We start from the raw sequence: 24,768 nt of genomic DNA on the forward strand, positions 1-24,768 counted from the left end.
AACGGTATAAAACCGTCCCTTTTTAGGTCGCGGCCTGTACTGTTTCTATCAGCCTTCGTGCTTGCGCAGGTTGGCGACGCAGGGAATGTGAATCTTGCGACCTTCGACCACGATCAGGCCAAGCTCGGAGAGCTCGTGCAGGATGCGGGAAAAATGTTCCTGGGTCAGGTTCAGTCGCGAGGCAATGACCCCCTTGTTGGTTGGCAGGGTGATGACCACGTTGGTGCCGTTGAGTTCTGTATCAGGCAGTTCACGCAGAAGGTAGCCAATGATGCGTTGTTTGCCGGAGTGCAGGGAATACGACTCAACGTCATTCATCAGTTGGTGCAGGCGCATGGCCATGCCGGCCAGCATCTTGCGGCAGAGATTGTGGTCGCGCTGAAGCTCGTCAAAAACGGCCGCTTTGGAAACATGCAACAGGAGTGAGTCGGTCAGCGCCTGGGCGAAGACGATGTAAGGCTTTTCCATGAACATCACGGCCTCGCCGAAGCTCTGGCCCTGTGTCAGGATTTCGACGACTTTCTCACTGCCTTGCTGGGAGGTGAAGGCGAGTTTGACCTGCCCATAAACCAGCAGGTGAAAACCATTGCAGGGGTCTCCCTTGTGAAACAGGATGTCGCCCTTGCTGATGTGGATTTCACGGGTTGAACGGGCTATCCGCGCAATTTCCTCTGGCGCCAGGCCATTGAAAAGCGGGATGTGGGTGAGTAGTGCTTCGACATTGATCGGGTGGTTCGACTGCATAGCTGGACTCGTTAAAAAAGCTGGCCGATGGTGGCATCGGGGTAATCCACCGGCAATACGCAATAATAACTACTACCGAGTCAGTTGTGCATAAAGAAGTGGTAGCCGGCGCGGCAGTTCTTCCGGATTTCGTATGACGCAAAAACCTGCGGGGCCAAACAGGTAGGGCAGGTAGGCGCCTGCTTCGCGGTCAATGGTGACGCAGAATGGGGTGAGTCCCATGCGGCGGGCTTCATGGACGGCCATTCGGGTGTCTTCGATGCCGTAGCGTGAGTCATACAGGTCGAGATCGTTGGGCTTTCCGTCGGTGATGATCAGTAGAAGGCGACGACTGGCCGGTTGTTCATAGAGTATTTTGGCCGATTGGCGTAGTGCGGCACCCATGCGGGTGTAGAAACCGGGTTTGATGGCCAGAATTCGGCCTCGGGCAGCCGCATCGTAACGGGCGTTGAAATCCTTGAGCAAATGGAAGCGGATGTTCTGGCGACGCAACGATGAAAATCCGTAGATCCCAAAACGGTCGCCTGTCGCGGTCAACGCTTCGGAGAAGAGCAAAAGCGAGTCGCGGACGACATCGACAATCCGGTGCGTATCCGAGATCCAGGCATCCGTTGACATTGATAAGTCGGCCAGTAGCAGGCAGGCCAGGTCACGTTCGCAGCGTGCCTGGGCCAGGTAGTTGCCACTTTCTGGCGTATGGCCTGAGGCGCGATCGGCATGATTGCGTACGCAGGCTTCGACATCAAGCTCCGAGCCGTCGGCCTGTGCCTTGAGCCAGCGGCGTTGTGGCGCGAGGGCGGCGAACTGGCCGCGCAGTTTCTTGGCCGTGGCAACCAGCTCCTCCGGCAGGCCTGCCGGCAATGCATCCTGAGCGATCATCGGCTGCAAGCGGCAGTGGTCCGCCAGCATCACGGTTTTGCGGTAATCCCACTCGGGCAGCGGGATGCCGGGGCCAACCGGGGTGTCATCTTCTGCCGCCGAAGGGAGGTCAAGATCAAACTTGACGCGTGAGACCGAGGTTTCTGCATCGCGGATCAGTGACAGTTGATCAAGATCCTTGGCCGCGTTGCGGGCATTGGGATCTTCATCATCATCAAAAGCCCGGTTGACCCGGACATATTCCGCCCAGGTCGGCAAACTCTCGGCGCGGAACATGGCCAGCATCGGATTCTTGTTGTCCGGCGTATCAACCTGTTCGGCCTTGTGGGCGTCCTTTTCTGGTTCGGCGTTATTGCCACTGCCTTCGTGCGGCAGGTTGTTGCCCGATTCGGCATCGAGTTTGCCGGCCGGACGTTCTTCAACTTCGATCATCCACAGGAGTACAGGCTGTGGTGGCCGGGATTTACGCGAATTCAGCGGTGGCAGCCCGTCGACCGCAGCAGGTGTGAGCAGTGCCTGGCGGATGGCTGTTTCTTGCGCAGCTTCATCGGATTGCAGTTCATCCGGGTTGATTCGTCCGGCAATGTGGGCGCTGACGAGACGTTCGTAACGTGAACGCAGCCCGGGGTATTTTTCAAGCGCCGCCTGGGTCGCCAGTTGATTGCGAATGAACCAGGGGCGATCGGGCGCCACATCGCTGGCTGCCAGTGCGGCGAGCCAGAGGTAAAGGTCGCGGTTCAGCGATTTGTCGGGAAAGGCTGCGATTTCCGGCGGCAGGCGCAGGGTTTCGGCATCGCGTCGGGCTTGTGCAATTTTTTCCCCGCTGGCTGCCAGACCCTGCAGCCAGCGCCGACGGGCACCATGTGTGTCCATGGTTGCGGCGGCAACTTTGAGTCCGGGGTCGCCACCAAAGGCTCGAAACAAAATGCCTGCCGTTTTTTCAACTTCGGCCAGTTTGACTGCGGCCTCCGGGTAATGCCCGGCAGCCGCCTTGGTCACCCAGTTATGCCAGAGTTTTCCGATGAATTCTTCCATGACCTAAATTTTCCCACCGGCGTCTTCGTCGGTATTTGATAGCGATGAAAAACCGGCTTCATTACGCTTGGCCGCATCGTTGCTGACCCAGCGCAGCAGTTGTCCCTGTGGATTGTCGCGATTGACGGTGCCACAGGCCGAAATGCACTGGCCGCACTGGGTGCAGGCAAACATCCAGCGTTTGACGTTACGCGGTTTGAGTCGCATCGGACAAACGGCATCGCAGGCTGAACCCCGGCCTTCAAGGCAGTTCGCACAGTCGAGCACACGCTTGCGTTCGAAGCCGACGACCATCGCTTTCTTGTTCACGATCCAGGCGAAGCTCTGGAAAATGCCGATGGCGCAGCCGTAGCGGCAAAATAAATGGCGCGCGAAAAGGAATTCCAGGCTTAACACCGTCGTTGCCGCGCTCAGGAAAATCACTTCGCCACGATACAAATTAAAGGTGAATAGGCCGTGGTAGACCTGAAACGGCGGCATCAGGTAAGTCAGTCCGACGACGGCCCAGGCAAAGGCAAAGCCGATGGCGGCCGGAACGACGATCAGCCAGTAACGTTTGTCGCGTGGCGCAGGTGTGCCATCCGGTTCCCAGGGCGGCGTTTGTTTCTTGTCCCAGACGGAGTGCTTGCCAGTCGCAAAAAGCATCAGCCGGTTGATTGTTTCGACGACTGAAAAGTGTGGGCAAAGCCAGCCGCAGTAGAGTCGGCCCCATTTCCAGGCAACGGCGATGATGGCGGCCAGGGTGCCGAGTACCGGCAAAAACAGGTAAAGAATGATGTTGACCGCGGCAGACCGGGGATCACCTGTTCCAGCGATTAATTCGTCGATTCCCAAGTGCCAGGGGAAGGTCAGGAAGTAGGCGTGCTTCTCGGTCAGGTCGTAGCGAAACAGGTCGAAAATCGGCGTGACGGTGAACAAGGCGAAGAACGCCATCTGCGCAAGCAGGCGGTAACGTTGAAGAGCGGGTTTTTTCATTGCTTGTCGCGGTCGACCGCAGGACCAATCAGCGGGAAGCGCCAGATCTGGCCGGCCATGGCTTTGGCCAGCCCGAACATGCCGAACATGACCAGCGTCGAATGAATGCAGGTGAAATACATGATCACCATGACCCAGGTCCATTCCCAGTCGAGGCCGCCGGCCAGGATGAAAATGGCGGAGAGCGTGGTGATCAATAGGCCGCCATACAGGCTGACAAAAGTGGTTTGCCTGAGGTGGTGCTTGGCGAGCGGCGGGGCGCTGTCTTTGTATTTCAGCCAGAGCCAGACAAGCAGCCCGAAGGCAATGCCTGGCGCGAGCAGGAGATTGGCCAGATAGAGGGCTTCGGACAGCACGGCCAGGCTGAGTCCTGGTGTGCTGTCCTCATTGCCGAAACTATCGTCCGAATGTGGCATTGACGATTTCCATCAGTGCTTCGACCGTTTCTTCATCATCGGTCAGGCTTTCAACCAGCGAGGCGCGGCAGGCTGCGCTGATATCGAAGCCGGATTTGATCAGCGTTGCGGCGTAGACCAGCAAACGGGTGCTGGCCACTTCTTCCAGGTCGCGATCCTTGAGCGCACGGAAAGCCTTGGCGATACCCACCAGACGCTTGGCGAGATCGGCGTCGCAGCCGGTTTCCCCGATCAGGATCGAAATTTCCCGTTCTGCTCCGGGGAAATCGAAGCGCATCGAGACAAAGCGCTGACGGGTTGAGGGTTTCAGGCCCTTGAGCAGATTCTGGTATCCAGGGTTGTAGGAAACGACCAGCATGAAATTGTCCGGTGCTTCCAGCGTTTCCCCGGTCCGGTCGATCGGCAGGATGCGGCGATCGTCAGCCAGTGGGTGCAGCACGACGGTGGTGTCCTTGCGCGCTTCGACCACTTCATCAAGGTAGCAGATGCCACCTTCGCGTACGGCACGGGTCAGCGGACCATCGGACCAGTAGGTGCCGCTGTCTGAAATCAGGTGGCGGCCAACCAGGTCGGCCGCCGTCAGGTCATCGTGACAGGCGACGGTGTACAGCGGCAACTTGAGGCGGGCTGCCATATGCGCCACGAAGCGTGTCTTGCCGCAGCCGGTCGGTCCCTTGATGAGCAGCGGGAGCCGTTGCTTGTAGGCATGTTCGAACAGTGCGATTTCGTTGCCGGACGGTTCGTAGAAAGGTAGTTCGTTCATTTGAGAGATATCCAGTAAGCCAAGAGTATCAGGCTGGAAACAAGAATCAGCCAGCCTTCGAGCAGCAGGCGCCACATCAGGGGCGCCTCGCGCAGTTCCATAAAGTCGAGAATGACTAGTCGGCCTTTGATAAAGGCGATCAGCAGCATGGTGACAATGGCCCAGGTGCCGGCGGCACCGACCTCACCGAGATACCAGGTCATCGCCGTGGCGACAAGAAGAACGAGCCAGGCTCGATGGGCGGGGTTGTTAAGCAGGTGATTCATCAGCGCATCACATAAACAAGCGGGAAAAGAATGATCCACAGTAGATCGACCATGTGCCAGTACGCCGCGCCGCTTTCCAGCCCGTTGGCATTTTGGCTGGTGTACGCACCTTGACGTGCCTGGAACCAGAGGACAGCAAGAATCACCATGCCGAGTATGACGTGCATGAAGTGAAAAAAGGTCAGTGAAATATAAAACATGTAGAAAGTATTGGTCGACATCGAAATGCCGGCGCCAAACTTGGCCGCGTACTCGAATACCTTGACGACCAGAAAGCCGCCGCCGCAGAGGAAGCCGAGCAGAATGTTGCGTGCCACGGCCGGGATGTCGTCGCGATGTGCAGCCTGGACTGCGAGTACGACAAACCATGAGCCGGTGATCAACAGTACGGTATTCAGTGCTCCGGCGTTCCGGTCCAGCGTCTGCTGGTAAAGATTGAACAGTGCCGGATCGTGCGCCCGGGCAAAGGCGTAGGAGGCAAAAAAAACGGCAAAAGCCAGCATTTCTGCCAGGATGAAAAACCAGATGGCAAGATCGCCGGGGAGTTTTCTGGCAGGGGCTGGGCCGGTTGTCGTGCCGGTGATGGTCTGTGTTTCACTCATGCTGCCTATGGTAGCGGCAGGCGCATCAGCGGAACTTGATCTGGCCCAAAAATGGAAAAAGGCGCAGACCTTTCGATCTGCGCCTTTGGCTAGTTTGCTAGCGGAAGAGTGGGCTTATGCAGCCTTTTCTTCACCGCCAACGAAGAAGCTGGCGATATAGATGATCAGGCCGATCAGGAAGACCACACCGGCCCATTCACGCATCCAGTAGAACAATGCGATCTTGTCCTGAGCCACCATGAACGGCAGCGGCGTGTCGGAAACACGTTGCAGCCAGACCTGGAGGATGCCGGCGGCGGTCAGGAACAGGGTGATGAACACGATTGCCGTGGTCATCAGCCAGAACGACCACATTTCCAGCACTTGCGACTTGTTGCTGTTGGCAGCACGGCCGCGCAGGATGGGCATGGCATAGGAGATCATCATCAGGTTGACCATGGCGTAGGCGCCATAGAAAGCCATGTGACCGTGAGCAGCGGTGATCTGCGTGCCGTGGGTGTAGTAGTTGACCGGAGCCAGGGTGTGCAGGAAGCCCCACACGCCAGCGCCCAGGAAAGCCATCACGCCGGTACCCAGGGCCCACAGCACAGCGGCCTTGTTCGGATGTTCGCGACGACGACGGTTCACCATGTTGAAGGCAAAGACGGTCATGGCGAAGAACGGAATCGGTTCCAGAGCGGAGAAGATGGAACCCCACCACTGCCAGTATTCCGGCGTACCGATCCAGAAGTAGTGGTGACCCGTACCGATGATGCCGGTGATCAGCGTCAGGGTGACGATGACGTACAGCCACTTTTCGATCACTTCACGGTCAACACCGGTCGTCTTGATCAGCACGAAGGCCAGGAAGGAGCCGAGGATCAGTTCCCACACGCCTTCTACCCAGAGGTGCACCGTCCACCACCAGAAGAACTTGTCGAGAACGACGTTCGCCGGGTTGTAGAAGGAGAACAGGAAGAAGACAGCCAGACCCCACAGGCCGAGCAGCAGCACGATCGAAATCGAGGTCTTCTTGCCCTTCAGCACCGTCATGGTGATGTTGAACAGGAATACCAGTGCCACGACGACGATGCCGAGCTTGGTCGGCAGCGGCTGTTCGAGGAACTCGCGACCCATCGTTTCGAGGATGTTGTTGCCGGTCAGTTCAGCCAGCGTGGCATACGGGACGGCCAGATAGCCGACGATCGTTGCTGCACCAGCGACCAGGAAGATCCAGAACATCAGCAGCGCCAGTTTCGGGCTGAACAGTTCGGTCTCGGATTCTTCCGGGATCATGTAGTACGCGCCGCCCATGAAGCCAAACAGCAGCCACACGATCAGCAGGTTGGTATGGACCATGCGGGCCACGTTGAACGGGATGGCGGGGAACAGGAAGTCGCCGAGCACATACTGCAGGCCAAGAATCAGGCCGAACAGGATTTGACCGACAAACAGACCGATTGCCGCGATGAAGTAGGGTTTTGCAACCGCTTGGGATTTGAATTGCATGTTCAGTATCTCCTCTCGATCAGCCCTGGCTGTTAGGCGGCCAGTTAGCATCGTTGATCGAATTGACGTGCTTCAGGAAGGCCACGATGGCATCCAGTTGCTCGTCGGTGAAGTTGAACTGAGGCATGCTGCGGCGACCCGGGATGCCATCTTTCGGACGGCTCTTGATGAAGGCTTTGACGCCTTCGTCACCGTAGCGAACGATTACATTGCCCAGTTCAGGGGCAAAGTAGGCACCTTCACCCATCAGGGTGTGGCAACCGATACAGTTATTGACTTCCCACAGCTTCTTGCCTTCGACGACTTGCGGCGTAATGTTCTGCCGCATGTCACGTTTGGGAAGTTGCGAATGGGTATCGAATGACAGCGCAAGGAACAGCAGGAAGAAGAACGTCGTCCCCCCGTAGAAAATGTTCCGCGCCATCGATTTGGTGAAAGCGCCACTCATTGTTTTTCCCCCTTTCGGAAATTGTTTGGCGCGCCGATGTTAGTTTCTTGGGGGGCTGGCGGGCTTTGATGCCTGCTAAAAAACCTCGATTGTCGAAGAATATATATTCCGGTCGAATTGGCCGGGATGGTGGTGTGGCGGTCATTTTGCCGAGGGGCGGTATACTGCGCCCTCCTCAAGTTGAAAGCATTCCATGGCCGCACCAGCCGATACCGCCAGCATGGCACTTTTTTGTGATTTCGAGAATGTCGCACTCGGTGTGCGCGATGCTCAGTATGAAAAATTTGACATCAAGCCCGTGCTTGAACGTCTACTTGCCAAAGGCAGTATCGTCGTCAAGAAAGCCTATTGCGACTGGGATCGCTACAAGGGCTTCAAGTCGGCCATGCACGAAGCCAACTTCGAACTGATTGAAATTCCGCATGTCCGCCAGTCGGGCAAGAATTCAGCGGATATCCGCCTTGTCGTCGATGCGCTCGATCTTTGCTATACCAAATCCCACGTTGATACCTTCGTGATCATTTCCGGCGACTCCGACTTCTCGCCGCTGGTTTCGAAATTGCGCGAGAACGCCAAGCGGGTTATCGGCGTGGGCGTCAAGCAGTCATGTTCCGACCTGTTGATCGCCAATTGCGACGAGTTCATTTATTACGACGATCTGGTCCGCGATCGTCCGGCCTCGCGTCGTGAAAATCGTGAGCCTTCGCCGCGCCGTACGCCGGAAGAGGAAAATGGCCGGCGTGAGAAGCTTGAGGCGCGCAAGAACAAGGCGATCGAGCTGGCGACGACAACGTTTGCCGATTTGTTCGCCGATCGTGGCGATACCGAGCGGATCTGGGCATCGGTGCTGAAGGAAGTCATCAAGCGCCGCAATCCAGGCTTCAATGAAAATTATTATGGCTTCCGCAGTTTTGGCAATCTGCTTGAAGAAGCCGCTAATCGCGGTTTGCTGGGCTTCGGTCGCGATGACAAGTCCGGTGCTTACGTGACACGGGCGCAGCCACGGCCGGTCGTTGTCGAGAATGAAGCGGCCAAGCCGGAGTCTGCGCTTGAGGTTGCTGCGGTCGACGTGCTTGCCGAGCCCCAAATGGAGCCGGCGGCCGAGTCGGGAACGAGTGGCAATCCGCGTCGTCGCGGTGGCCGTCGGACCCGCAAGGATGGCGATACCCGTGCCGCTCGTCAGCTCGATTCCGTTGCGCCTGAGGCGCCTGCCGTCGAGCCGGAGCCTCAGCCTGAGGCGTCGCCGGCCGCGGCCGAAGAAGCCCCTGCAGCAGCATCGCGCCGTCGTGGTGGGCGCCGCAATGGCAAGCCTGAAAGCAGGTCGACCGCGACAGACTTGGCGTCACCCGCCGAATCATCAGCCATTGTTGTTGCCCCTGTCGAAGAAACTGCCCCGGCCAAAGCCCCGGCACGACGCGGGGTGCGCCGTTCCCGCAAGCCGGCTGGAGAAGAGAGCACATCGGTTCAGGAAGCGGCTGCGGCGGTCGTCGAGGCTGTTGTCTCTAAACCCAAGCGGGCACCGCGGGCCCGCAAGCCGAAGGCGGCAACCGAGTAACAAGGCTTCAGGGACGGCATCGATTGCCGTCCCAGGATTAGATGACAAGTAGCAGTTTGGCGCGCAGCGCTTCTGCTTCACGCTTGCCTTCGCGTGACATGACCAGTGCGTGGTACCACTCGTCGTACAAGGCACGCAGCCCGGCGTGGCCTTCTGCCTGTTCTATCCTGCCGAGCAGTGAGCTGTTGCCGAGCGTGCCGACAAAGGCATTCAGGGTGTTGCTCATGAAATTGCGCGCCTGCTGCAATTTGAGTGGATCGGTTGCGCCGGAAAGTTCGCGGAAAGCCGTGATCGGGGGCAGGGGTGCGGACAGCTTCTGGCTGGCACCGCTCGAATCGGTCATGCTGGCTGCCATGATGTAACCATCTTCTTCAAGCATGCCCAGGGTATGCTGCAAATCGTCGGATTGCAGCATGTCGCGCAGTTCATCGACGGTACGTTTGCCGTCGATCATGATCAGGACCCGTCGCTGACGGGGTGTCAGCCCGCCCGTTTTGCTGGTGATTTCTGCCTGCCCCTTCGGGGTCTTGGCGAATGCTACGCCCATCGTTTGTCTCCGGTGGATTTGTAATTGTGCCGGGCATTGTACAGAAAAAGAAAAACCCGCCGGAGGGCGGGTTTCTGGGTCAGCGCGGGCCGGAAAATCAGGCGGCGGCTTGCGTCGGGATCTTGTGACCACGACGGGTGATGCGGTTTTGCGAATCAACGTAAATCAGGTCCGGCTCGTATTTGGCCAGTTCGATTTCGTTATACACCGCAAAGGTGGCAATGATCAGGATATCGCCAGGTGCGGCGCGGCGGGCTGCCGAACCGTTGACCGAGATGACGCCTGAACCACGTTCGGCCCGGATCGCATAGGTCGTGAAGCGTTCACCGTTGTTCACGTTCCAGATGTCGATCTGTTCATACTCCTTGATGTTGGCCGCTTCGAGCAGGTCTTCATCGATGGCGCAGGAACCCTCGTAGTGCAGATCGGCATGGGTGGCCGTTACACGGTGCAGCTTGGATTTCAACATCGTTCTCTGCATGGTTTCAATCATCCAGAAGGTTGGGGGAAGCGCATTGTAACGACAAAATCCCTAGTGTCAACGCGCGTAATTATGATGATTGTCGCTTGCTCAAATCTCAATGTTATCAATGAGCCGCGTTGCGCCAAGCCGGGAGGCGGCAAGCACCACCAGTGGGACGTTTACGCTGTTTGGCCTGGCCAGGTCAGACTGTTGTCGCACCGCAACATAATCGGTTTTCCAGCCTGCTGCGGTCAACGCTTCGATTGCGGCATTTTCCAGTTTGACGCAATCGGACTCGCCGTTGCGCAGCGCCGAGCGAATTTTCTCCAGCTCCTGTCTGAGGCGCGGCGCTTCGGCCCGTTCGGCCGGCGTCAGGTAGCCGTTGCGTGAAGACAGGGCCAGGCCATCGTCGGCACGCACCGTCTCGCCGCCGATGATTTCGATCGGCAGGGCGAACTGGCGGGTCATGTTGCGAATGACCATCAGTTGCTGGTAATCCTTCTTGCCGAACAACGCGGTCTGCGGCTGGACAATGTTGAACAGCTTGAGTACGACGGTGGCGACGCCGCGGAAGTGACCGGGGCGGAATTCGCCATCGAGCACATTCTGGATGGCCGGCGGTTCGACCGTGTATTCCTGGGGTTCCGGGTAGAGGTCGGTTTCGGTTGGCGCAAACAGCACGTCGACGCCGGCTGCTTCGAGCTTGGCGCAGTCGTCGGCAAAGGTGCGTGGGTATTTGTCGAAATCCTCGTTCGGCCCGAATTGCAGCCGATTGACGAAAATCGAGGCCACCACGGTGTCACCGTGCGCCCGGGCTTGCTGCATCAGGCTGATGTGGCCGGCGTGCAGGTTGCCCATGGTGGGAACGAAAACGACGCGACCGCGTCCCTTGAGCGCCGAACGCAGGTCGGCGATGCTGGAGTGAATTTGCATGTCAGGCTCGCTGGAGGATTAACCGGCGTAGGTATGTTCCGGGCCGGGGTAGCTGCCATCCTTGATGGCGGTTACAGCGCGGGCGGCAGCATCGGCAATGCTGGTTGCGCCGTCCATGAAATTGCGGACAAACTTGGCTTTCTTGCCCGGCGGGATGTCGAAAGCGTCGTGCAGTACGGTGACCTGGCCAGAAGTTTCCTTGCCGGCACCGATCCCAATGGTGATGATGTGCAGGCTGGCGGTGACGGCGGTAGCCAGTGCTGCCGGCACCGCCTCGATGACGATCATGGTTGCACCGGCTTCCTGCAATGCCAGGGCGTCGTCCTTCAAGCGTTGCGCCGCTGCTTCGCCCTTGCCCTGCACCTTGTAGCCGCCCAGTGCGTGCACCGATTGTGGTGTCAGGCCGATGTGGCCGCAAACCGGAATGCCGCGCTGTACGAGGAATGCCACGGTCGACGCCATTTCGCGGCCGCCTTCCAGCTTGACCATCTGGGCGCCGGCCGCCATCAGCGTTACGGCGTTGCGGAAGGCTTGTTCCGGCGATTCCTGGTAGCTGCCGAAAGGCATGTCGGCGATGATGAAGGCGCGGCTGGAACCGCGTTTGACCGCAGCCGTGTGATAGGCGATATCGCTGACCGTGACCGGCAACGTCGTGTCGTGCCCTTGAATGACATTGCCCAGCGAGTCGCCGATCAGCAAGGTTTCAACGCCGGCATCATCGAGCAGACGGGCAAAGCTGGCGTCGTAGCAAGTGAACATGACGACCTTCTCGCCCGCCTGGTACAACTTGGCGAGATCGGCTTGGGTCAGGCGGCGGGTAATGGTTTGAGCGGACATTTATGAACGGAAAACGAAATAGACGGCGCCAAGGATACACAGGGCCGCCCATAAATAGTCAAGCTTGAGCGGTTGATCCATGTAGAAAACGACAAAAGGGACGAAAACCGCAAGCGTGATCACCTCCTGCAGGATTTTCAGTTGGCCGAGATCAAGCTCGCTGTGGCCGATACGGTTGGCCGGTACCTGCAGCAGGTATTCGAACAGTGCGATGCCCCAGGAGGCCAGGGCCGCGATCCACCATGGCTTGTCGTTCAGGTTCTTGAGGTGCGAGTACCAGGCGAAAGTCATGAAGACATTCGATAGCGCCAGCAGCACCACGGTCTGCCAGAGCACCGGGATGTTGAAACCGAACAGGTTCACAGCCGGGTACAGCCCTGATTGGCGACGGCGGGCAGCCAGGCGGAAATCGGGCCGCGCCGTGGCAGTTGCAGGTTGGGTGCGATTTCGGCCAGCGGTTGAAGGACGAATGCCCTGAGATGCAGGCGCGGGTGTGGCAGGATCAGGCGTGGCAGGTCGATTTCGAGGTCGTTGTAGAGCAGGACGTCAAGATCGAGGGTGCGCGGGCCGTTGCGTTCGGCCCGGATGCGACCGAAGCGTTGTTCGAGGTCGAGCAGCGCATCGAGCAGGGCTTCGGGCGCCAAGGTCGTTTCGAGTGCGGCAACGGCATTGATGAAATCAGGCTGTTCGGTAATCCCGACCGGTGCCGTTCGGTATAGCGAGGAGCAATGTACGACACGGCTTTCCGGCAGGTTGGCCAGGGCGCCGAAGGCCGCACGCACGGTACTGGCCGGGTCGCCAAGATTGGCACCGAGCGCGACGTAGGCCAGATTCATTCGGTGTTGCCGTGGTCGACGTTGCTGGCGGCCGGTTTTTTGCGGCGCCGGCGTTTTTTCTTGTCGCCCGGTTGTTCAGGCATCAGCATTTCGGCCCGCTCATCGCCATCGACACTCTGGAAGAGCGTCCACCAGTCGGCCACTTCGCGGTCGATCTCGCCGGATTCGGCGCGCAGTACGAGAAAGTCGTAACCGGCGCGGAAGCGTGGCTGTTCGAGCAGGGCGTAAGGGCGCTTGCCGGCACGCTGTTCGAAGCGTGGCTGCAGGGCCCAGATATCCTTGATGTCGCCGGCGATACGGCGGGTGATCGCCAATTTTTCGCCCTGCACGCTGAGCACGTCGTCCATGGCTTCGTAGAGTGCCGGGGTTTTTGGGGCACCCTTGGTCTTGATCTTTTCCCAGTTGGCCAACACTTCGTGCCAGAGCAGGGTGGCGAACAGGAAGCTGGGTGAAATTCCCTTGTTCTTGCGCACGCGGTCGTCGGTGTTGGCCAGCGAGAGCATGACGAACTTTTCGCCCATCGGTTGTTCGAGAATGACGTCGAGCAGTGGCAACAGGCCGTGATGCAGACCTTCGTTACGCAACTGGGTGATGCATTTGACCGAGTGCCCGGAAGTCAGCAGCTTGAGCATTTCGTCGAACAGGCGGGCCGCCGGCACATTTTCGAGCAGGCCGGCCATTTCGCGGATCGGTTTCCTCGCTTCCGGATCGATCGTGAGTCCGAGTTTTGCCGCGAGGCGCACGGCGCGCAGCATGCGCACCGGATCTTCGCGGTAGCGGGTGCGCGGTTCGCCGATCATGCGCAGGGTTTTCTGCTTGAGATCGCCGACACCACGGTGATAGTCGATCACCGCTTCACTGGCCGGGTCGTAATACAGCGCATTGGCGGTAAAGTCGCGGCGCTCGGCGTCTTCGGCATGCGAACCGAAAACGTTGTCGTGCAACACGCGGCCATGTGCGTCGGTTTTGGTTTTTTCGTCCAGCGTGCCGCGGAAGGTGGTGACCTCCAGCGTCTCCTGGCCCATCATCACGTGCACGATCTGGAAGCGGCGGCCGATGATGCGGGCGCGGCGGAAATGGCGACGAACCTCTTCCGGCGTGGCATCGGTGGCGATGTCGAAGTCCTTCGGATCGGCGCCGATCAGCAGGTCGCGCACGGCACCGCCGACGACATAAGCCTTGTGGCCGTGCTGCTGCAGGGTTTCGCAGACACGCCGGCTACCCGAACTGATACGGTCGCGGGTAATGCCGTGGGTGGAAACAGGAATGATGGCGGGCTCGTTGTGGCCTGCCTTGGGCTTTTTGCCGCCAAGGACGCGGGAAATGAATTTGCGGATCACGAATTACCGTTCAGTGAGCGCTTGCTGCGCTGCGGAAAAGAAGGAATTCTACCGCAAAGCGATGATTTTCCATTGGATTGGCCTCAGTCGAGCCCAAAGAACTCGCGTATTTTCTTGCCGATTGCGGCACTGCCGGGGACTTTTTGCTGGGTTTCGTTGCGTCCCTGGTGGTAACCCTGTTCGAGTTCCGCAAAGCGCTGGAGGCGCGCTTCGAGGATGCCGGACAGGCTGTCGGCCAGTGCCGGACGTTGCCGGATGATCTCCTGAAAGCCTTCCTTGTCCAGGCGATAGGCTTCGACATTGCTGGTCGCGATGACCGTTGCCCGGCGCGGTGCGCCGGTCATCAGGCCGATTTCGCCGAAGACGCTGCCCGGGCCGCGTTTTTCGAGCAGGCGACGGGGGCCTTCCGGCGGTTGCCACCAGGCTTCGGCTTCGCCATTGACAATGATGTACAGCCAGTGGGCGATGGCGCCCTGGCGGGTCAGGATGTCGCCGGGTGCGAAAGGCGCATTGATCAGGTGCTCGGCGAGGTGCTGTTTCTCGTTGTCGTCGAGACGGGCGAACAGTTCGATCGAGTTGATGGCCTGAAGCCGGCGCTTGAGCTCGCGGTTTTGTACATCTTCACGGTGCGCGGCGCCTTCCTCGACGAGGTGGATGGTGTGGTCATCAGTGGCGAGGCGAATGCCGTTGCGCTGCAGTGTGGCCAGGATGTGCGTGCGCACGTCGGAGTCGGTCGGGTCATCCAACTGCGGATTCTGCAGCCAGTAGCGGAGCACGTAGTGAGCATAGCCGGGACCGAAATTGAGCAGGACGCAACTCGGTGCGGGTGTGCCGGCAACATTGGAAATGGTCGCGGCTGAAATGTCGGCTTCGATCATCTGCACGATGCGCCCGGGCGATACGGCGAGGTCGACGTTGAAGTCGATGCTGCGCCGCCAGACCGGATTGGCACTGTGCTTGTCGCAAATTACGTAGTAGCGCCCCTTCATCAACTGGCTGTTCGGGACGATGGCTTTTTCGCCGCTGCGGGTGAGCAGTGCCGTATAGCGCCACTGGATGTCGGTCACCTGGCCTGAAAGATCGTCGATCTTGATCCAATCGCCGATTTCCAGCGAATTGTCCATCTGCAGCGCCAGACCGCCAAGCAGGTTGCCCAGCGTGTCCTGCATCGATATCGCCAGCACGGCGGTCAGGATGGCCGAGGTGGCGAACAGGTGCGTCAATTCGACGCCGGCCTGGTTGAGGCGGAAGAAGCCCCAGCCGATGTAGCCGATGATGACCAGGATGTCAGCCAGGATGCCGGCGATGTGGATGTGGATGCGCGGCAGGGCGACGTTGAACAGGGCCAGGCCGGCAAAACGGATGACCGCCAGGCCTTCGCCGAATACGGTCATCTGGCGCAGCCAGCTGGCGGCCGCCGTCATGTTGTGGTCGGCGAGCAGAATCCCGGCCAGCAGATCGCCGCACAGGCAGGCAGCGTAAAAGACACTGGTGTTGATCAGCGAGCGGCGTAGCGGTTTCAGCGGCTGCCAGATGAACAGCAGCAACAGCGCCAGTGCCACGAAGCTGAGCGGTGCCTCGTGGCTGAACAAGGGGATGCGCAGCATCAGGCGTTGCGCAGGCTGAGGGAAATCCAGTCGTGTGCGTCGGCGTGAGCCTGCAGTTTTTCGTCGGCATCGACCGCGACCGGCGTCTTGACCTTGCCCATCAGCGGCAAATCGTTGTGCGAATCGCTGTAGAAAAAGCTGTCTTCGAAGCTGCCCCACCACAGGCCGAGCGATTCGAGCCAGGCTTCGACGCGGACGATCTTGCCTTCGCGGAAGGATGGCACGCCGCTCGGGGCCCCGGTAAACGTGCCACTTTGCACGTCGACCGCGGGAATCGTGCCGATCAGGTGCGGAATGCCGAAAGCGCGGCCAATCGCACCGGTGACGAAAGTGTTGGTGGCGGTGACGATGGCGCACAGGTCGCCGTTGTCGAGGTGCTGGCGCACGATATCGAGTGCCTCGGTGCTGATGATCGGGCGGATGTGTTTTTCCATGTACTCGGCGTGCCAGGCATCGAGTTCGGCGCGGCTGTGGCGGGCGAGCGGGGCGAGCTGGAAGGCGAGGAACTCATGGATGTCGAGCGTGCCGGCCTTGTATTGCTCGTAGAACTGGACATTCTTGGCTTCCTGGATTTCGCGGTCGACGACGCCCTTGCTGATCAAAAACTGTGCCCATTCAAAGTCCGAGTCGCCGGAGAGCAAGGTGTTGTCGAGGTCAAAGAGAGCGAGATTCATCAGGCGGTTTCCATGTTGAGCAGTTCGCGCAGCAGCGGCAGCGTGACCGGGCGTTTTTGTTCGAGCGTGTATTGATCAAGTGCGACGACCAGCATCGACAGCGTGCGCATGTCGCGCGGTGCGTGGCGCAGCAGGTAATTGATTGCTTCCGGCGAGAGCTTGAGGGCGCGTTCGCGCGCCTGGGCGGCGATGGCTTCGGCTTTCTCGGCGTCGGTCAGGGGTTGCAGGCGGTAGATCAGGCCCGAGCCGAGGCGGGTCCGCAGGTCTTCGCGCAAGGCAAGATGGGCCGGCGGCTGGGTTGCTGCGGTCAACAGCTGTCCACCGGCCAATTTGATCTGGTTGAACAGTGCGAACAAGGCAATCTGGCCGTCGGCATTGAGCAGGTCGACATTGTCGATAGCCAGTTGATCGCTGGCGGTGACGCCGCTCAGGCCGGGATTGAGTCCGGCGTCGATCAGGCTGAAGCCGCTGGCCAGCAACAGGTGCGAGCGACCGCAGCCGGATTCGCCGTAGAGGCAGAACGATGTTGCGCTCAGCCCGCCGGCCAGCCATTCGGTGAATGCTGCGACCGTTTCTGCATTGCAGCCGGCGACGAAGTTGTCCAGCGTCGGGGGGCTTTCTGGCAGCAAATCGAGAATCAGCTGGCGCATCGGAGCATTGGAACGAAACAGGGGGAGCGATTTTAGCATTTGTCCTGCATCCGGCCCGGCCTTCTCGACCCGGAATAAATCGGTCGGCGGGTGTCTGTCCGGTCAAGAGGTTGGGTTGATCGTTTGCAATATACTGTATAAAGTACTGTATATCGTAACGCGGGAGGTACTTCATGTGTGGTCGCTACGAGCTCAAGGCGAGCACCAGGGATCTGCTCAGGTATTGCCGCGATCTGGATCTGCCCAGGCGCGATCTGCCCTATGGCGACGAAATGCGGCCGGCTGCACCGGTGCTGATGCTGGCTCGCCAGGCCGAAGGCCATGTTGCACGCCGGGCGCGTTGGGGGCTGGTCGGCAGTTTTCTGAATGCCGAACCGCTGCGCCCGCCGAGTACCTTGTGTGCCGAGGGGCTGGTTGCCAAGCCTTTTTATAGCAAGACCTTGCAAAAAAACCGCTGCCTGATGCCGGCGACGGCATTTTTTGAATGGCAGATGCTGGCCGATGGTCACCGGCAGCAAGTTCGTTTCAGTTCGGCGAGCGGCAAGGCGCTGATGTTTGCCGGGGTGTTTGATCACCATCCGCAGGCTGGAACGACCTGTGCCATGGTGACTACGCCGGCCGATGCGGTGGTCGGGGCGGTGCATGGCCGGATGCCCCTGATCCTCAATGCGCAGGAAAGTGCCTTCTGGCTCGGTGCTTATCCTGATTTTCCAGCCGAAGCTTTTGCGGCGCTGCTGGAGAATCCTTCGTCTTGCGAGTTGAAAGCCGAAGTGGTGAGCCAGGCGGATATTTCACCCCAGCTCCCTCTGTCTTTCGGCTAGCGGAGAGGTGCCTCTGGCTGCCTCCCCGCATTCGGAACCGGTCAGATCCAGCTGATCAGGCCGTAGTTCTTCTTGCCGCGGCGCAGGATGGTAAAGCGGCCGTAGAGCAGGTCGTCGCCGGCCAGGATATGGTCAAGCGCGTCGATCTTGTTGCCGTTCGCGGTCACGCTGCCGCTCTGGATGAAGGTGCGTGCTTCCGACTTCGACTTGGCCAGACCGGCGGCGACCAGCGCGTCGATCAGGCCGGCATTGGCCTTGTCGATCTGCACGCCGGGCATGCCGTCTTGGGCGAGTTGTTCGAGGTCGTTTTCGGTCAAATCGGCGAGTTGACCGCTGAACAGGCATTCGGTGATGCGGCGTGCGGCCATCAGCGCGACTTCGCCGTGCACCAGACGGGTTGCTTCTTCGGCCAGGATGCGCTGGGCTTCCGGCTTGGTGCCGCTGGCCTGGTCGGTGGCTTCGATCTCATTGACGCGGTCGACCGGCAAAAAGGTGAAGAATTTGAGGAACTTGTAGACGTCGGCGTCGCTGGTGTTGAGCCAGAACTGGTAGAAGGCGTAGGGCGAGGTCTTTTTCGGGTCGAGCCAGATGGCGCCGGATTCGGTCTTGCCGAACTTGGTGCCGTCAGCCTTGGTGATCAGCGGCAGGGTCAGGCCGTAGACCTGCTTCTGGTGCAGGCGGCGGGTCAGGTCGGTGCCGGCGACGATGTTGCCCCACTGGTCGGAACCGCCGATCTGCAGCACGCAGCCGTAGCGCTTGTTGAGTTCGGCGAAGTCGTAGCCCTGGAGCAGGCTGTAGGAGAACTCGGTGTAGGAAATGCCCTGGTCTTCACGGGTCAGGCGCTGCTGCACGGATTCCTTCTTGATCATGGCATTGACCGAGAAATGCTTGCCGATGTCGCGCAGGAATTCGAGGCAGTTCATGCCGCCGAACCAGTCGTGATTGTTGGCCATGATCGCCGGATTGGCACCCTCGAACTTGAGGAAGGGTTCAACCTGGCCGCGAATCTTGTCGACCCAGCTGGCGATCACGTCCGGCGTGTTGAGCTTGCGCTCGGTCGCCTTGAAGCTCGGGTCGCCGATCATGCCGGTGGCGCCGCCGACCAGGGCGATCGGCTTGTGGCCGGCTTCCTGGAAGCGCTTCAGGATGAGCACCGGCACCAGGTGGCCGAGGTGCAGGCTGTCGGCCGTCGGGTCGAAACCGCAATAGAGCGTTACCGATTCCTCAGTCAGCAGTTTGTCGAGCGTCTCGGCGTCGGTGATCTGGGCGATCAGGCCGCGCTCGTGCAGATCCTGGATGAGGGGGGACTGGTACATGGCAAAACTCTCCACTGGGTGGGCGCCGGATGGATAAAAGTGGCGCCGGAAATTCGGACCCGCGATTTTAGCAGAGCCTGCCGCGGTCGACCGGAGTCCGGCGCATGATTTCGGGGTGCGGCTTGAGCGACAGGGCGAAGGGCTGGGCAGAATTGGTCGGCTGTTGACGCCGGGCTGGTCGATCCTGGGTTTTGCGTCCTACAAAAGATCGAGGTGCTTGCGGATCTCGCTCGCCTTATCCTGCGCGGCCTGCAAATCGGTGGGCCGCATTTTGGCCAGTTGGCGATAAACCATGCCCAGCCTTGGGTTACCCGCCAACCGTTCGCCATTGCGGGCAAAAAAATCCCAGTACAACGCATTGAACGGGCAGGCCCGCTCGCCAAGTCGTGCCTTCTTGTCGTAATGGCAGCCCTTGCAATAATCGCTCATCCGGTCGATGTAGGCAGCGCTCGACACGTAGGGCTTGGTCGCCAGTTGGCCGCCGTCGGAAAACTGGCTCATGCCGACCGTGTTGGGCAGCTCGACCCATTCGAAGGCATCGATATAAACACCGAGATACCAGCCATGCACCGCCGCCGGATTGAGCCCGGCGAGTAGTGCAAAGTTGCCGATCACCATCAGGCGCTGAATGTGATGGGCATAGGCATGTTCGAGCGACTGGCCGATGGCCTGCGCCAGGCAGCGCATTCTGGTGTTTCCGGTCCAGAACCATGCGGGCAGCGGCTGCCGGTGATCAAAATAATTTTGTGTTTCGTAACCGGGCATATTGGCCCAGTACACGCCGCGCACGTATTCGCGCCAGCCGAGAATCTGGCGGATGAAACCTTCCGCTGCGGCCAGCGGCACGTCGCCTGATTCGTAGGCTTCCGCCGCCCGGGCAACGACTTCGCGCGGATTGAGCATCTTGGTGTTGAGCGCGAAGGAGAGCAGCGAGTGGAACAGGCGCCAGGCACGAATCGTCAGCGCGTCCTGGAAATCGCCGAAATGTGGCAGTGCCTCGGCGATGAAATCATCGAGTTGCTGCAAAGCTTCGTCCCGGTTCAGCGGCCAGCGAAAGCGTTTGGCATTCGGCTCGCCAAAGCTGGCCACGCCGGCCTTTTCGATGCTCTGCCAGAGCGCCGAATGATCATGCTCACCGCGCCAGTCGGTCGGTTCACGCGGTAGGCCGGGCCAGGGCTTGCGGTTGTCGTGATCGAAATTCCATTGGCCGCCGAGCGGCTTGCCGGGGCCGGCCATCAACACGCCATGCCGCATCCGCATCTGGCGGTAGAAATGCTCCATCAACCATTGCTTGCGTCCGGCAAAAAGCTGGGCGGCTTCGTCGCGCCGGGTGTGGAAATGTTCGCTATCGACCCTCCGGGCGGGGATGGCGAGTTGGGCCGCATAGTCGGCCAGTTGTCGGTCAAGCCGCCATTCGTCCGGTGCCTGATACTCGAAGGTGCTGGCCGTATATTGGGCGATCAGCGCATCCAGATTGGCCGGCAGCGATTGGTGGTTGGCCGGGTCGTCAATCGCCAGGTAATGCACGCGATGGCCGGCTTCGCCAAGTTGCCGGGCGAAGTCGCGCATGGCGGCGAAAATGGCGATGATCTTCTGAGCGTGGTGCAGGACGTAGTCAGTTTCCTGGCGGATTTCCATCAGCACGTAAACGGCGTGCGCATCGGGGGCCGAGAACCAGCTATGTGCCGGGTTGAGCTGGTCGCCAAGGATCAGGCGCAGCGTGCTCATGATGCTTTCCTGCGATTTCGCCGGCAACGTTCGGAACAATATTTGACCTCATCCCAGACGGCCATCCATTTTTTGCGCCACAAATACGGTCGACCGCAGCAAAGGCAGATTTTGCTCGGCAGATCGGATTTTTTCGGGGCGTGCATTGAATAAGCGCCGGGTTCAGTTCGTGTCGCTGCGGGTTTGCTCGACCCAGATCAGCTTGTCGGTCGCGAAACCAAGCGCCTTGGCCTGACTGAGCAATTGCTCGCGTACCTCGACCGGCAGGGTCTTGTCACGGGCAAGAATCCACAGGTAATCGCGGTCCGGCCCGGCAACGAGTGACCAGCGGTAGTCCGGGTCCAGGGCTATCACGTGATAGCCGCCATAAAACGGCCCGAAAAACGACACTTTCAACGAAGCGGTTGCGGGATCGCCGATGAACAGGGCGCGGCCGATGGCCTCCTTCCACGCCTGGCGTTGTGTGTTGTAGCCCCGATTGATGACCTTGACGCTGCCATCGTCCAGCAACTGGTAGGTGGCATTGACGTCGCTCATGCCGCGCTCGAAGGAATGGTCGAGCCGGGCGATTTCGTACCACTGCCCGAGGTAGCGATTCAGCTCGAATGGCGTAATGGGGTGCAGGCCGCTGGGTACGCTGGTCGAGCAGGCGCTCAGCAGCAGGGGGAGCAGCAGGGCGAAAAAGGTGGAGCGGAATGTGGCCATCGAGCGGCTCCATGAATCCCTGGTGAAATATCGGCGGACTTATTTTGTCTAGGACAAAACATGGTTTTTCTCCGATATTAAGCTTTTCGACCTTTGTTTTGAAGTGTTTTTATTTTTTGTTTAAGTCAGTTTCGTGTGCAGTATTGTTTGATAGAGCGAGCAGGGCGCCTTTGCAAGCGCCTGCCCGCTATCCTGCGTGCTTATTTGATAAAGCTGAGTTGTTGGCTGATCCGTTCAAGCACCGGTTTCTTCTTTTCATTGAAGCCGACCTTGTTCTGCGAGATCAGGTTGTTGCCGTGGGTGTCGATCGAGATGATCAGCGGCCCAAATTCCTTGACCCGGTTGATCCACAGCGTTTCCGGCATGCCGAGGTCGGGCCACTCGTAACCTTCGATCTCCTCGACCTGCGTTGCGGCCAGCACGGCGCAGCCGCCCGGGAATATTGCATGGACGGCCACGCCTTCCTGGCAGCCGGCCACCGTTTCCGGCCCCATGCCGCCTTTGCCGACGATCAGCTTGACGCCGGTCTGCTTGATGAACTCACGCTCGAATTTTTCCATCCGCATGCTGGTCGTCGGGCCGATGGAGACCATCTCGAAATTGCCGTCGTCCTTTTTGCGGACGATGGGGCCGGCGTGGAAAATCGCCCCGCCTTCGAGGTTGACCGGCAGTTCGCGACCCTGCTCGATCAGGCGGCGGTGCGCCACGTCGCGGCAGGTCACCAGGCGGCCAGTCAGATAAACCACATCGCCAACCTTGAGGTCAGCCAGGTCTTCGTCTTTGATCGGGGTGGTCAGAATCTTTTTCACAGGACGACTCCTTCGTGGGAAATGATTTCGTAGGACATGTCGGCGTTGATCTTGATCTTGCCGCGGCGATGCGCCCAGCAGCCGGTATTGACGGCGACGCCGATGGTCGAGGGGTGGCGGGCGGAGGATTCGATATTGACGCCCATCACGCTGTTGTTGCCGGTCAGGCCTTGCGGGCCGATGCCGATTTCGTTGAGGCCCTGTTCGAGCAGTTCTTCCATCAGCGCGGCCTTGGTATTCGAACTCTTCGAATCGACCGGCCGCAGGATCGCCAGTTTGGACAGACGAGCCGCCGTTTCGACCGAGGTCGACACGCCGACGCCGACCAGCAGCGGCGGGCAGGCATTGACGCCGCGTTCGGTGATGACATCCATGACGAACTCGGCGACGCCTTCGTAACCTTGCCCCGGCATCAGCACCTTGGCCGCGCCGGGCAGCGTGCAGCCGCCGCCGGCCATGTACACGTCGATGGTGCAGCTATCCAGTTCCGGCGTGATGCGCCAGTCGAGCCAGGGAATCTGCGTGCCGGTGTTGGTGCCGGTGTTTTTCTCGTCGAAGGTTTCGACGGCGTTGTGGCGCAGCGGGCCCATCGCTGTTGCCCCGACCGTCGCCTCACGCAGGATATCTTCCAGTTCGCCGAGCAGCGGGAAATTGGCGCCCGCCTCGATGAAATACTGGATGACGCCGGTGTCCTGGCAACTCGGGCGATTCAGCTTGTCGGCCGCTTCCTGATTGCCGTGCATCGAGTCGTAGATCGACTTGGCCAGTGGATTGGTTTCCAACGTGCGCAGGTCGGCCAGCTTTGCCTTCACGTCCTTGGGCAGGCGCTTGCCGATGTACGACGTGAATTTGGCCATGGTGTCCGTCAAGGACTGTACTGCTGCTTCCTTGTCCATTGGGTGCTCCTTTGAAATTTGTTGGGGTGGGGGAGGGGTTAGTGCGCTGCGGCTTCGGCGGTGTTGGCCATCGCTGGTTTCTGCGAACGGCCCAGTAGCAGTGTCAGAACGGCAGAGATCACGAGCAGGCCGGCGACGAAGTAAAGGCCGCCGGCATAGCTGCCGGTCTGATCCTTGACCCAGCCGATCATGGCCGGGCCGGCGAAGCCGCCGAGGTTGCCGATCGAGTTGATGGTGGCGATCCCGGTGGCAGCTGCGGCGCCGGACAGGAACATGGTCGGCATGCTCCACAGGGGCGGCTTGGCGCAGCTGATGCCGACGTTGACGATGGTCAGCGCGGCAATCAGGCCGACCACGCTGTTGGCGCCGGCGGCGATGACCAGGCCGATGGCGGCGGCCAGGCATGCCAGGATGACGTGCCAGGTACGTTCGCCGGTGCGGTCCGAATGGCGCGACCACAAGACCATGGCGACGACCGAGACGATGGGCGGAATAGCGTTCAGGAAACCGACAGTCATCGACGAGACGCCCAACTGTTTGATGATTTGCGGTGCCCAAATGCCGAGTGTGTACAAGCCGGCCGAGGTGCCGAAATAGATCATCGCCAGGGCGAGTACGCGAGGATTGGCCAGGCCAGCCAGGACGCCGTGTTTGGCACCGTCACCCTTGGCGGCATTTTCGGCATTCATCGCATTCACCAGCCAGGCGCGCTCGTTGTCCGGCAGCCACTTGGCCTTTTCCGGGCGGTCGGTCATGTAGAAGAAAACCACCACGCCGAGAATCAGCGCCGGGATCGCTTCGAGGATGAACATCCACTGCCAGCCGGCCAGCCCCATCACGCCATTCATTTCGAGCAGTGCGGCGGAAACCGGCGAGCCCAGCGCGGTGGAGATCGGTGCCGCGGCCATGAAGAAGGCCGTCACGCCAGCCCGATGCCGGGCTGGGAACCAGTAGCTGAGATACAGGATGATGCCGGGGAAGAAACCGGCCTCGGCGGCGCCGAGCAGGAAACGCATCACGTAGAAGCTGGTTGGCCCCTCGACAAAGGCCATGCAGCCCGAAATGATTCCCCAGGTGACCATCACGCGGGCAATCCAGAGTCGTGCGCCGACTTTGTGCAAAATGATGTTGGAGGGGACTTCGAACATGAAGTAACCCCAGAAAAAAATGCCTGCGCCAAAGCCGAGGATGGATGCGGTAAAACCCAGGTCCTGCTTCATGGTCAGGGCCGCAAAACCGATATTGACTCGATCCAGGTAGGCAACGAAATACAGCAGCATGATGAAGGGCACGATGCGCCAGGTAATTCGGCGCAAGGTCCTTTTCTCGATATCCATTTCCATTTTTGTCTCCGTTATATGTTGCGTGGAGCGGAGATTAGGATCTTTTGAAAATAGATGAATCGATGTAAAGTTAATTCATCATTGCAAAAAAC

General features: G+C 59.6%; 28 protein-coding genes. 2 read left to right on the top strand and 26 right to left on the bottom strand.

The genetic code is table 11. From position 1 onward, the window contains the following. Nucleotides 1-48: 48 nt before the first annotated feature. The 9 genes from KI614_RS04310 to KI614_RS04350 form a co-directional block, all read right to left on the bottom strand. A complete protein-coding gene (locus KI614_RS04310) occupies nt 49-744 on the bottom strand; it encodes a Crp/Fnr family transcriptional regulator (protein ID WP_203468883.1) in 696 nt (231 codons plus the stop codon). 72 nt (nt 745-816) lie between these two features. Then, a complete protein-coding gene (locus tag KI614_RS04315) occupies nt 817-2,658 on the bottom strand; it encodes a nitric oxide reductase activation protein NorD (RefSeq protein WP_226408127.1) in 1,842 nt (613 codons plus the stop codon). Nucleotides 2,659-2,661: 3 nt separating this feature from the next. Next, nucleotides 2,662-3,633 (bottom strand): 4Fe-4S binding protein, encoded by a 972-nt coding sequence (locus KI614_RS04320; RefSeq protein ID WP_226408129.1) that lies wholly within the window; start codon nt 3,631-3,633, stop codon nt 2,662-2,664. Beyond that, nucleotides 3,630-4,049, bottom strand: coding sequence for a hypothetical protein (locus KI614_RS04325; RefSeq protein ID WP_226408131.1), 420 nt, complete (start codon nt 4,047-4,049; stop codon nt 3,630-3,632). The genes KI614_RS04320 and KI614_RS04325 overlap by 4 nt, the downstream gene beginning before the upstream one ends. Then, a complete protein-coding gene (locus tag KI614_RS04330; RefSeq protein WP_203468887.1) occupies nt 4,030-4,812 on the bottom strand; it encodes a CbbQ/NirQ/NorQ/GpvN family protein in 783 nt (260 codons plus the stop codon). Before KI614_RS04330 ends, KI614_RS04325 begins: the two co-directional genes overlap by 20 nt. After that, complete coding sequence (locus KI614_RS04335; protein ID WP_226408133.1) at nt 4,809-5,078, bottom strand: cytochrome C oxidase subunit IV family protein; 270 nt, start codon at nt 5,076-5,078, stop codon at nt 4,809-4,811. Before KI614_RS04335 ends, KI614_RS04330 begins: the two co-directional genes overlap by 4 nt. Then, complete coding sequence (locus KI614_RS04340) at nt 5,078-5,680, bottom strand: cytochrome c oxidase subunit 3 family protein (protein ID WP_226408134.1); 603 nt, start codon at nt 5,678-5,680, stop codon at nt 5,078-5,080. Before KI614_RS04340 ends, KI614_RS04335 begins: the two co-directional genes overlap by 1 nt. A gap of 114 nt (nt 5,681-5,794) precedes the next feature. Further along, a complete protein-coding gene (locus KI614_RS04345) occupies nt 5,795-7,168 on the bottom strand; it encodes a cbb3-type cytochrome c oxidase subunit I (protein WP_226408135.1) in 1,374 nt (457 codons plus the stop codon). A 19-nt stretch (nt 7,169-7,187) separates the two neighbouring features. Continuing rightward, complete coding sequence (locus KI614_RS04350) at nt 7,188-7,616, bottom strand: c-type cytochrome (protein WP_203468891.1); 429 nt, start codon at nt 7,614-7,616, stop codon at nt 7,188-7,190. A 193-nt stretch (nt 7,617-7,809) separates the two neighbouring features. On the opposite strand from KI614_RS04350, the gene KI614_RS04355 reads away from it, so the two are divergent. Next, on the top strand, nt 7,810-9,171 hold the full coding sequence (locus KI614_RS04355) for an NYN domain-containing protein (RefSeq protein ID WP_226408136.1): 1,362 nt from the start codon (nt 7,810-7,812) through the stop codon (nt 9,169-9,171). A gap of 37 nt (nt 9,172-9,208) precedes the next feature. Here KI614_RS04355 and KI614_RS04360 read toward each other — a convergent pair whose 3' ends face one another. The 10 genes from KI614_RS04360 to hda all read right to left on the bottom strand — a co-directional run bounded on the left by KI614_RS04360 (nt 9,209) and on the right by hda (nt 17,058). Beyond that, nucleotides 9,209-9,718 carry a hypothetical protein gene (locus KI614_RS04360; protein WP_226408137.1) on the bottom strand — a complete coding sequence of 170 codons (510 nt, stop codon included), beginning with the start codon at nt 9,716-9,718 and terminating at the stop codon, nt 9,209-9,211. A 97-nt stretch (nt 9,719-9,815) separates the two neighbouring features. Next, nucleotides 9,816-10,199 carry an aspartate 1-decarboxylase gene (panD, locus tag KI614_RS04365; protein ID WP_066882792.1) on the bottom strand — a complete coding sequence of 128 codons (384 nt, stop codon included), beginning with the start codon at nt 10,197-10,199 and terminating at the stop codon, nt 9,816-9,818. A 90-nt stretch (nt 10,200-10,289) separates the two neighbouring features. Next, nucleotides 10,290-11,114, bottom strand: a complete 825-nt coding sequence (gene panC, locus KI614_RS04370) for a pantoate--beta-alanine ligase (RefSeq protein WP_226408138.1) — start codon at nt 11,112-11,114, stop codon at nt 10,290-10,292. Between the two features lie 18 nt (nt 11,115-11,132). After that, nucleotides 11,133-11,951, bottom strand: coding sequence for a 3-methyl-2-oxobutanoate hydroxymethyltransferase (gene panB, locus KI614_RS04375; protein ID WP_226408141.1), 819 nt, complete (start codon nt 11,949-11,951; stop codon nt 11,133-11,135). Then, complete coding sequence (locus tag KI614_RS04380; protein WP_239003267.1) at nt 11,952-12,242, bottom strand: DMT family protein; 291 nt, start codon at nt 12,240-12,242, stop codon at nt 11,952-11,954. Nucleotides 12,243-12,310: 68 nt separating this feature from the next. Then, nucleotides 12,311-12,787 carry a 2-amino-4-hydroxy-6-hydroxymethyldihydropteridine diphosphokinase gene (gene folK, locus KI614_RS04385; protein ID WP_226408143.1) on the bottom strand — a complete coding sequence of 159 codons (477 nt, stop codon included), beginning with the start codon at nt 12,785-12,787 and terminating at the stop codon, nt 12,311-12,313. Beyond that, on the bottom strand, nt 12,784-14,127 hold the full coding sequence (gene pcnB, locus KI614_RS04390) for a polynucleotide adenylyltransferase PcnB (protein WP_226408145.1): 1,344 nt from the start codon (nt 14,125-14,127) through the stop codon (nt 12,784-12,786). Before pcnB ends, folK begins: the two co-directional genes overlap by 4 nt. Before the next feature lie 83 nt (nt 14,128-14,210). Continuing rightward, a complete protein-coding gene (locus tag KI614_RS04395) occupies nt 14,211-15,734 on the bottom strand; it encodes a mechanosensitive ion channel family protein (protein WP_226408147.1) in 1,524 nt (507 codons plus the stop codon). After that, nucleotides 15,734-16,408, bottom strand: coding sequence for an HAD family hydrolase (locus KI614_RS04400; RefSeq protein ID WP_226408149.1), 675 nt, complete (start codon nt 16,406-16,408; stop codon nt 15,734-15,736). Before KI614_RS04400 ends, KI614_RS04395 begins: the two co-directional genes overlap by 1 nt. Beyond that, on the bottom strand, nt 16,408-17,058 hold the full coding sequence (gene hda / locus KI614_RS04405) for a DnaA regulatory inactivator Hda (RefSeq protein WP_226408151.1): 651 nt from the start codon (nt 17,056-17,058) through the stop codon (nt 16,408-16,410). The genes KI614_RS04400 and hda overlap by 1 nt, the downstream gene beginning before the upstream one ends. A 173-nt stretch (nt 17,059-17,231) precedes the next feature. Here hda and KI614_RS04410 point away from each other — a divergent pair, with 173 nt between their 5' ends. Next, complete coding sequence (locus tag KI614_RS04410) at nt 17,232-17,879, top strand: SOS response-associated peptidase (protein ID WP_226408154.1); 648 nt, start codon at nt 17,232-17,234, stop codon at nt 17,877-17,879. Between the two features lie 41 nt (nt 17,880-17,920). On the opposite strand, the gene tyrS is transcribed toward KI614_RS04410, so the two are convergent. The 7 genes from tyrS to KI614_RS04445 all read right to left on the bottom strand — a co-directional run bounded on the left by tyrS (nt 17,921) and on the right by KI614_RS04445 (nt 24,676). Then, a complete protein-coding gene (gene tyrS / locus KI614_RS04415; protein ID WP_226408156.1) occupies nt 17,921-19,195 on the bottom strand; it encodes a tyrosine--tRNA ligase in 1,275 nt (424 codons plus the stop codon). A gap of 198 nt (nt 19,196-19,393) precedes the next feature. Next, entirely contained in the window at nt 19,394-20,923 is a 1,530-nt protein-coding gene (locus KI614_RS04420) for a cryptochrome/photolyase family protein (RefSeq protein WP_226408158.1), read from the bottom strand. Next, on the bottom strand, nt 20,920-21,069 hold the full coding sequence (locus KI614_RS04425) for a DUF2256 domain-containing protein (protein ID WP_226408160.1): 150 nt from the start codon (nt 21,067-21,069) through the stop codon (nt 20,920-20,922). The genes KI614_RS04420 and KI614_RS04425 overlap by 4 nt, the downstream gene beginning before the upstream one ends. 16 nt (nt 21,070-21,085) lie before the next feature. Beyond that, nucleotides 21,086-21,628: a lipocalin family protein gene (locus KI614_RS04430; RefSeq protein WP_226408162.1), complete on the bottom strand. Its 543-nt coding sequence runs from the start codon at nt 21,626-21,628 to the stop codon at nt 21,086-21,088. Between the two features lie 200 nt (nt 21,629-21,828). Further along, the gene (gene ttdB, locus KI614_RS04435) at nt 21,829-22,437 is read right to left on the bottom strand and encodes a L(+)-tartrate dehydratase subunit beta (RefSeq protein ID WP_226408164.1); all 609 of its coding nucleotides are present in this window, start codon (nt 22,435-22,437) and stop codon (nt 21,829-21,831) included. Beyond that, nucleotides 22,434-23,333 carry a L(+)-tartrate dehydratase subunit alpha gene (ttdA, locus tag KI614_RS04440; RefSeq protein WP_226408166.1) on the bottom strand — a complete coding sequence of 300 codons (900 nt, stop codon included), beginning with the start codon at nt 23,331-23,333 and terminating at the stop codon, nt 22,434-22,436. The genes ttdB and ttdA overlap by 4 nt, the downstream gene beginning before the upstream one ends. 38 nt (nt 23,334-23,371) lie before the next feature. Then, nucleotides 23,372-24,676: an MFS transporter gene (locus KI614_RS04445; protein WP_226408168.1), complete on the bottom strand. Its 1,305-nt coding sequence runs from the start codon at nt 24,674-24,676 to the stop codon at nt 23,372-23,374. Between the last annotated feature and the right edge of the window lie 92 nt (nt 24,677-24,768).

This window comes from Dechloromonas denitrificans (genome assembly GCF_020510665.1).
In the GTDB taxonomy this organism is placed as follows: Bacteria; Pseudomonadota; Gammaproteobacteria; order Burkholderiales; family Rhodocyclaceae; genus Azonexus; species Azonexus denitrificans_B.

Excerpts from the sequence above, each read along its gene's own strand:
- KI614_RS04310 (WP_203468883.1), bottom strand. The coding sequence starts at position 744 with ATGCAGTCGAACCACCCGATCAATGTCGAAGCACTACTCACCCACATC.
- KI614_RS04315 (WP_226408127.1), bottom strand. The coding sequence starts at position 2,658 with ATGGAAGAATTCATCGGAAAACTCTGGCATAACTGGGTGACCAAGGCG.
- KI614_RS04320 (WP_226408129.1), bottom strand. The coding sequence starts at position 3,633 with ATGAAAAAACCCGCTCTTCAACGTTACCGCCTGCTTGCGCAGATGGCG.
- KI614_RS04325 (WP_226408131.1), bottom strand. The coding sequence starts at position 4,049 with ATGCCACATTCGGACGATAGTTTCGGCAATGAGGACAGCACACCAGGA.
- KI614_RS04330 (WP_203468887.1), bottom strand. The coding sequence starts at position 4,812 with ATGAACGAACTACCTTTCTACGAACCGTCCGGCAACGAAATCGCACTG.
- KI614_RS04335 (WP_226408133.1), bottom strand. The coding sequence starts at position 5,078 with ATGAATCACCTGCTTAACAACCCCGCCCATCGAGCCTGGCTCGTTCTT.
- KI614_RS04340 (WP_226408134.1), bottom strand. The coding sequence starts at position 5,680 with ATGAGTGAAACACAGACCATCACCGGCACGACAACCGGCCCAGCCCCT.
- KI614_RS04345 (WP_226408135.1), bottom strand. The coding sequence starts at position 7,168 with ATGCAATTCAAATCCCAAGCGGTTGCAAAACCCTACTTCATCGCGGCA.
- KI614_RS04350 (WP_203468891.1), bottom strand. The coding sequence starts at position 7,616 with ATGAGTGGCGCTTTCACCAAATCGATGGCGCGGAACATTTTCTACGGG.
- KI614_RS04355 (WP_226408136.1), top strand. The coding sequence starts at position 7,810 with ATGGCCGCACCAGCCGATACCGCCAGCATGGCACTTTTTTGTGATTTC.
- KI614_RS04360 (WP_226408137.1), bottom strand. The coding sequence starts at position 9,718 with ATGGGCGTAGCATTCGCCAAGACCCCGAAGGGGCAGGCAGAAATCACC.
- panD (WP_066882792.1), bottom strand. The coding sequence starts at position 10,199 with ATGCAGAGAACGATGTTGAAATCCAAGCTGCACCGTGTAACGGCCACC.
- panC (WP_226408138.1), bottom strand. The coding sequence starts at position 11,114 with ATGCAAATTCACTCCAGCATCGCCGACCTGCGTTCGGCGCTCAAGGGA.
- panB (WP_226408141.1), bottom strand. The coding sequence starts at position 11,951 with ATGTCCGCTCAAACCATTACCCGCCGCCTGACCCAAGCCGATCTCGCC.
- KI614_RS04380 (WP_239003267.1), bottom strand. The coding sequence starts at position 12,242 with ATGACTTTCGCCTGGTACTCGCACCTCAAGAACCTGAACGACAAGCCA.
- folK (WP_226408143.1), bottom strand. The coding sequence starts at position 12,787 with ATGAATCTGGCCTACGTCGCGCTCGGTGCCAATCTTGGCGACCCGGCC.
- KI614_RS04395 (WP_226408147.1), bottom strand. The coding sequence starts at position 15,734 with ATGCTGCGCATCCCCTTGTTCAGCCACGAGGCACCGCTCAGCTTCGTG.
- KI614_RS04400 (WP_226408149.1), bottom strand. The coding sequence starts at position 16,408 with ATGAATCTCGCTCTCTTTGACCTCGACAACACCTTGCTCTCCGGCGAC.
- hda (WP_226408151.1), bottom strand. The coding sequence starts at position 17,058 with ATGCGCCAGCTGATTCTCGATTTGCTGCCAGAAAGCCCCCCGACGCTG.
- KI614_RS04410 (WP_226408154.1), top strand. The coding sequence starts at position 17,232 with ATGTGTGGTCGCTACGAGCTCAAGGCGAGCACCAGGGATCTGCTCAGG.
- tyrS (WP_226408156.1), bottom strand. The coding sequence starts at position 19,195 with ATGTACCAGTCCCCCCTCATCCAGGATCTGCACGAGCGCGGCCTGATC.
- KI614_RS04420 (WP_226408158.1), bottom strand. The coding sequence starts at position 20,923 with ATGAGCACGCTGCGCCTGATCCTTGGCGACCAGCTCAACCCGGCACAT.
- KI614_RS04425 (WP_226408160.1), bottom strand. The coding sequence starts at position 21,069 with ATGCACGCCCCGAAAAAATCCGATCTGCCGAGCAAAATCTGCCTTTGC.
- KI614_RS04430 (WP_226408162.1), bottom strand. The coding sequence starts at position 21,628 with ATGGCCACATTCCGCTCCACCTTTTTCGCCCTGCTGCTCCCCCTGCTG.
- ttdA (WP_226408166.1), bottom strand. The coding sequence starts at position 23,333 with ATGGACAAGGAAGCAGCAGTACAGTCCTTGACGGACACCATGGCCAAA.
- KI614_RS04445 (WP_226408168.1), bottom strand. The coding sequence starts at position 24,676 with ATGGAAATGGATATCGAGAAAAGGACCTTGCGCCGAATTACCTGGCGC.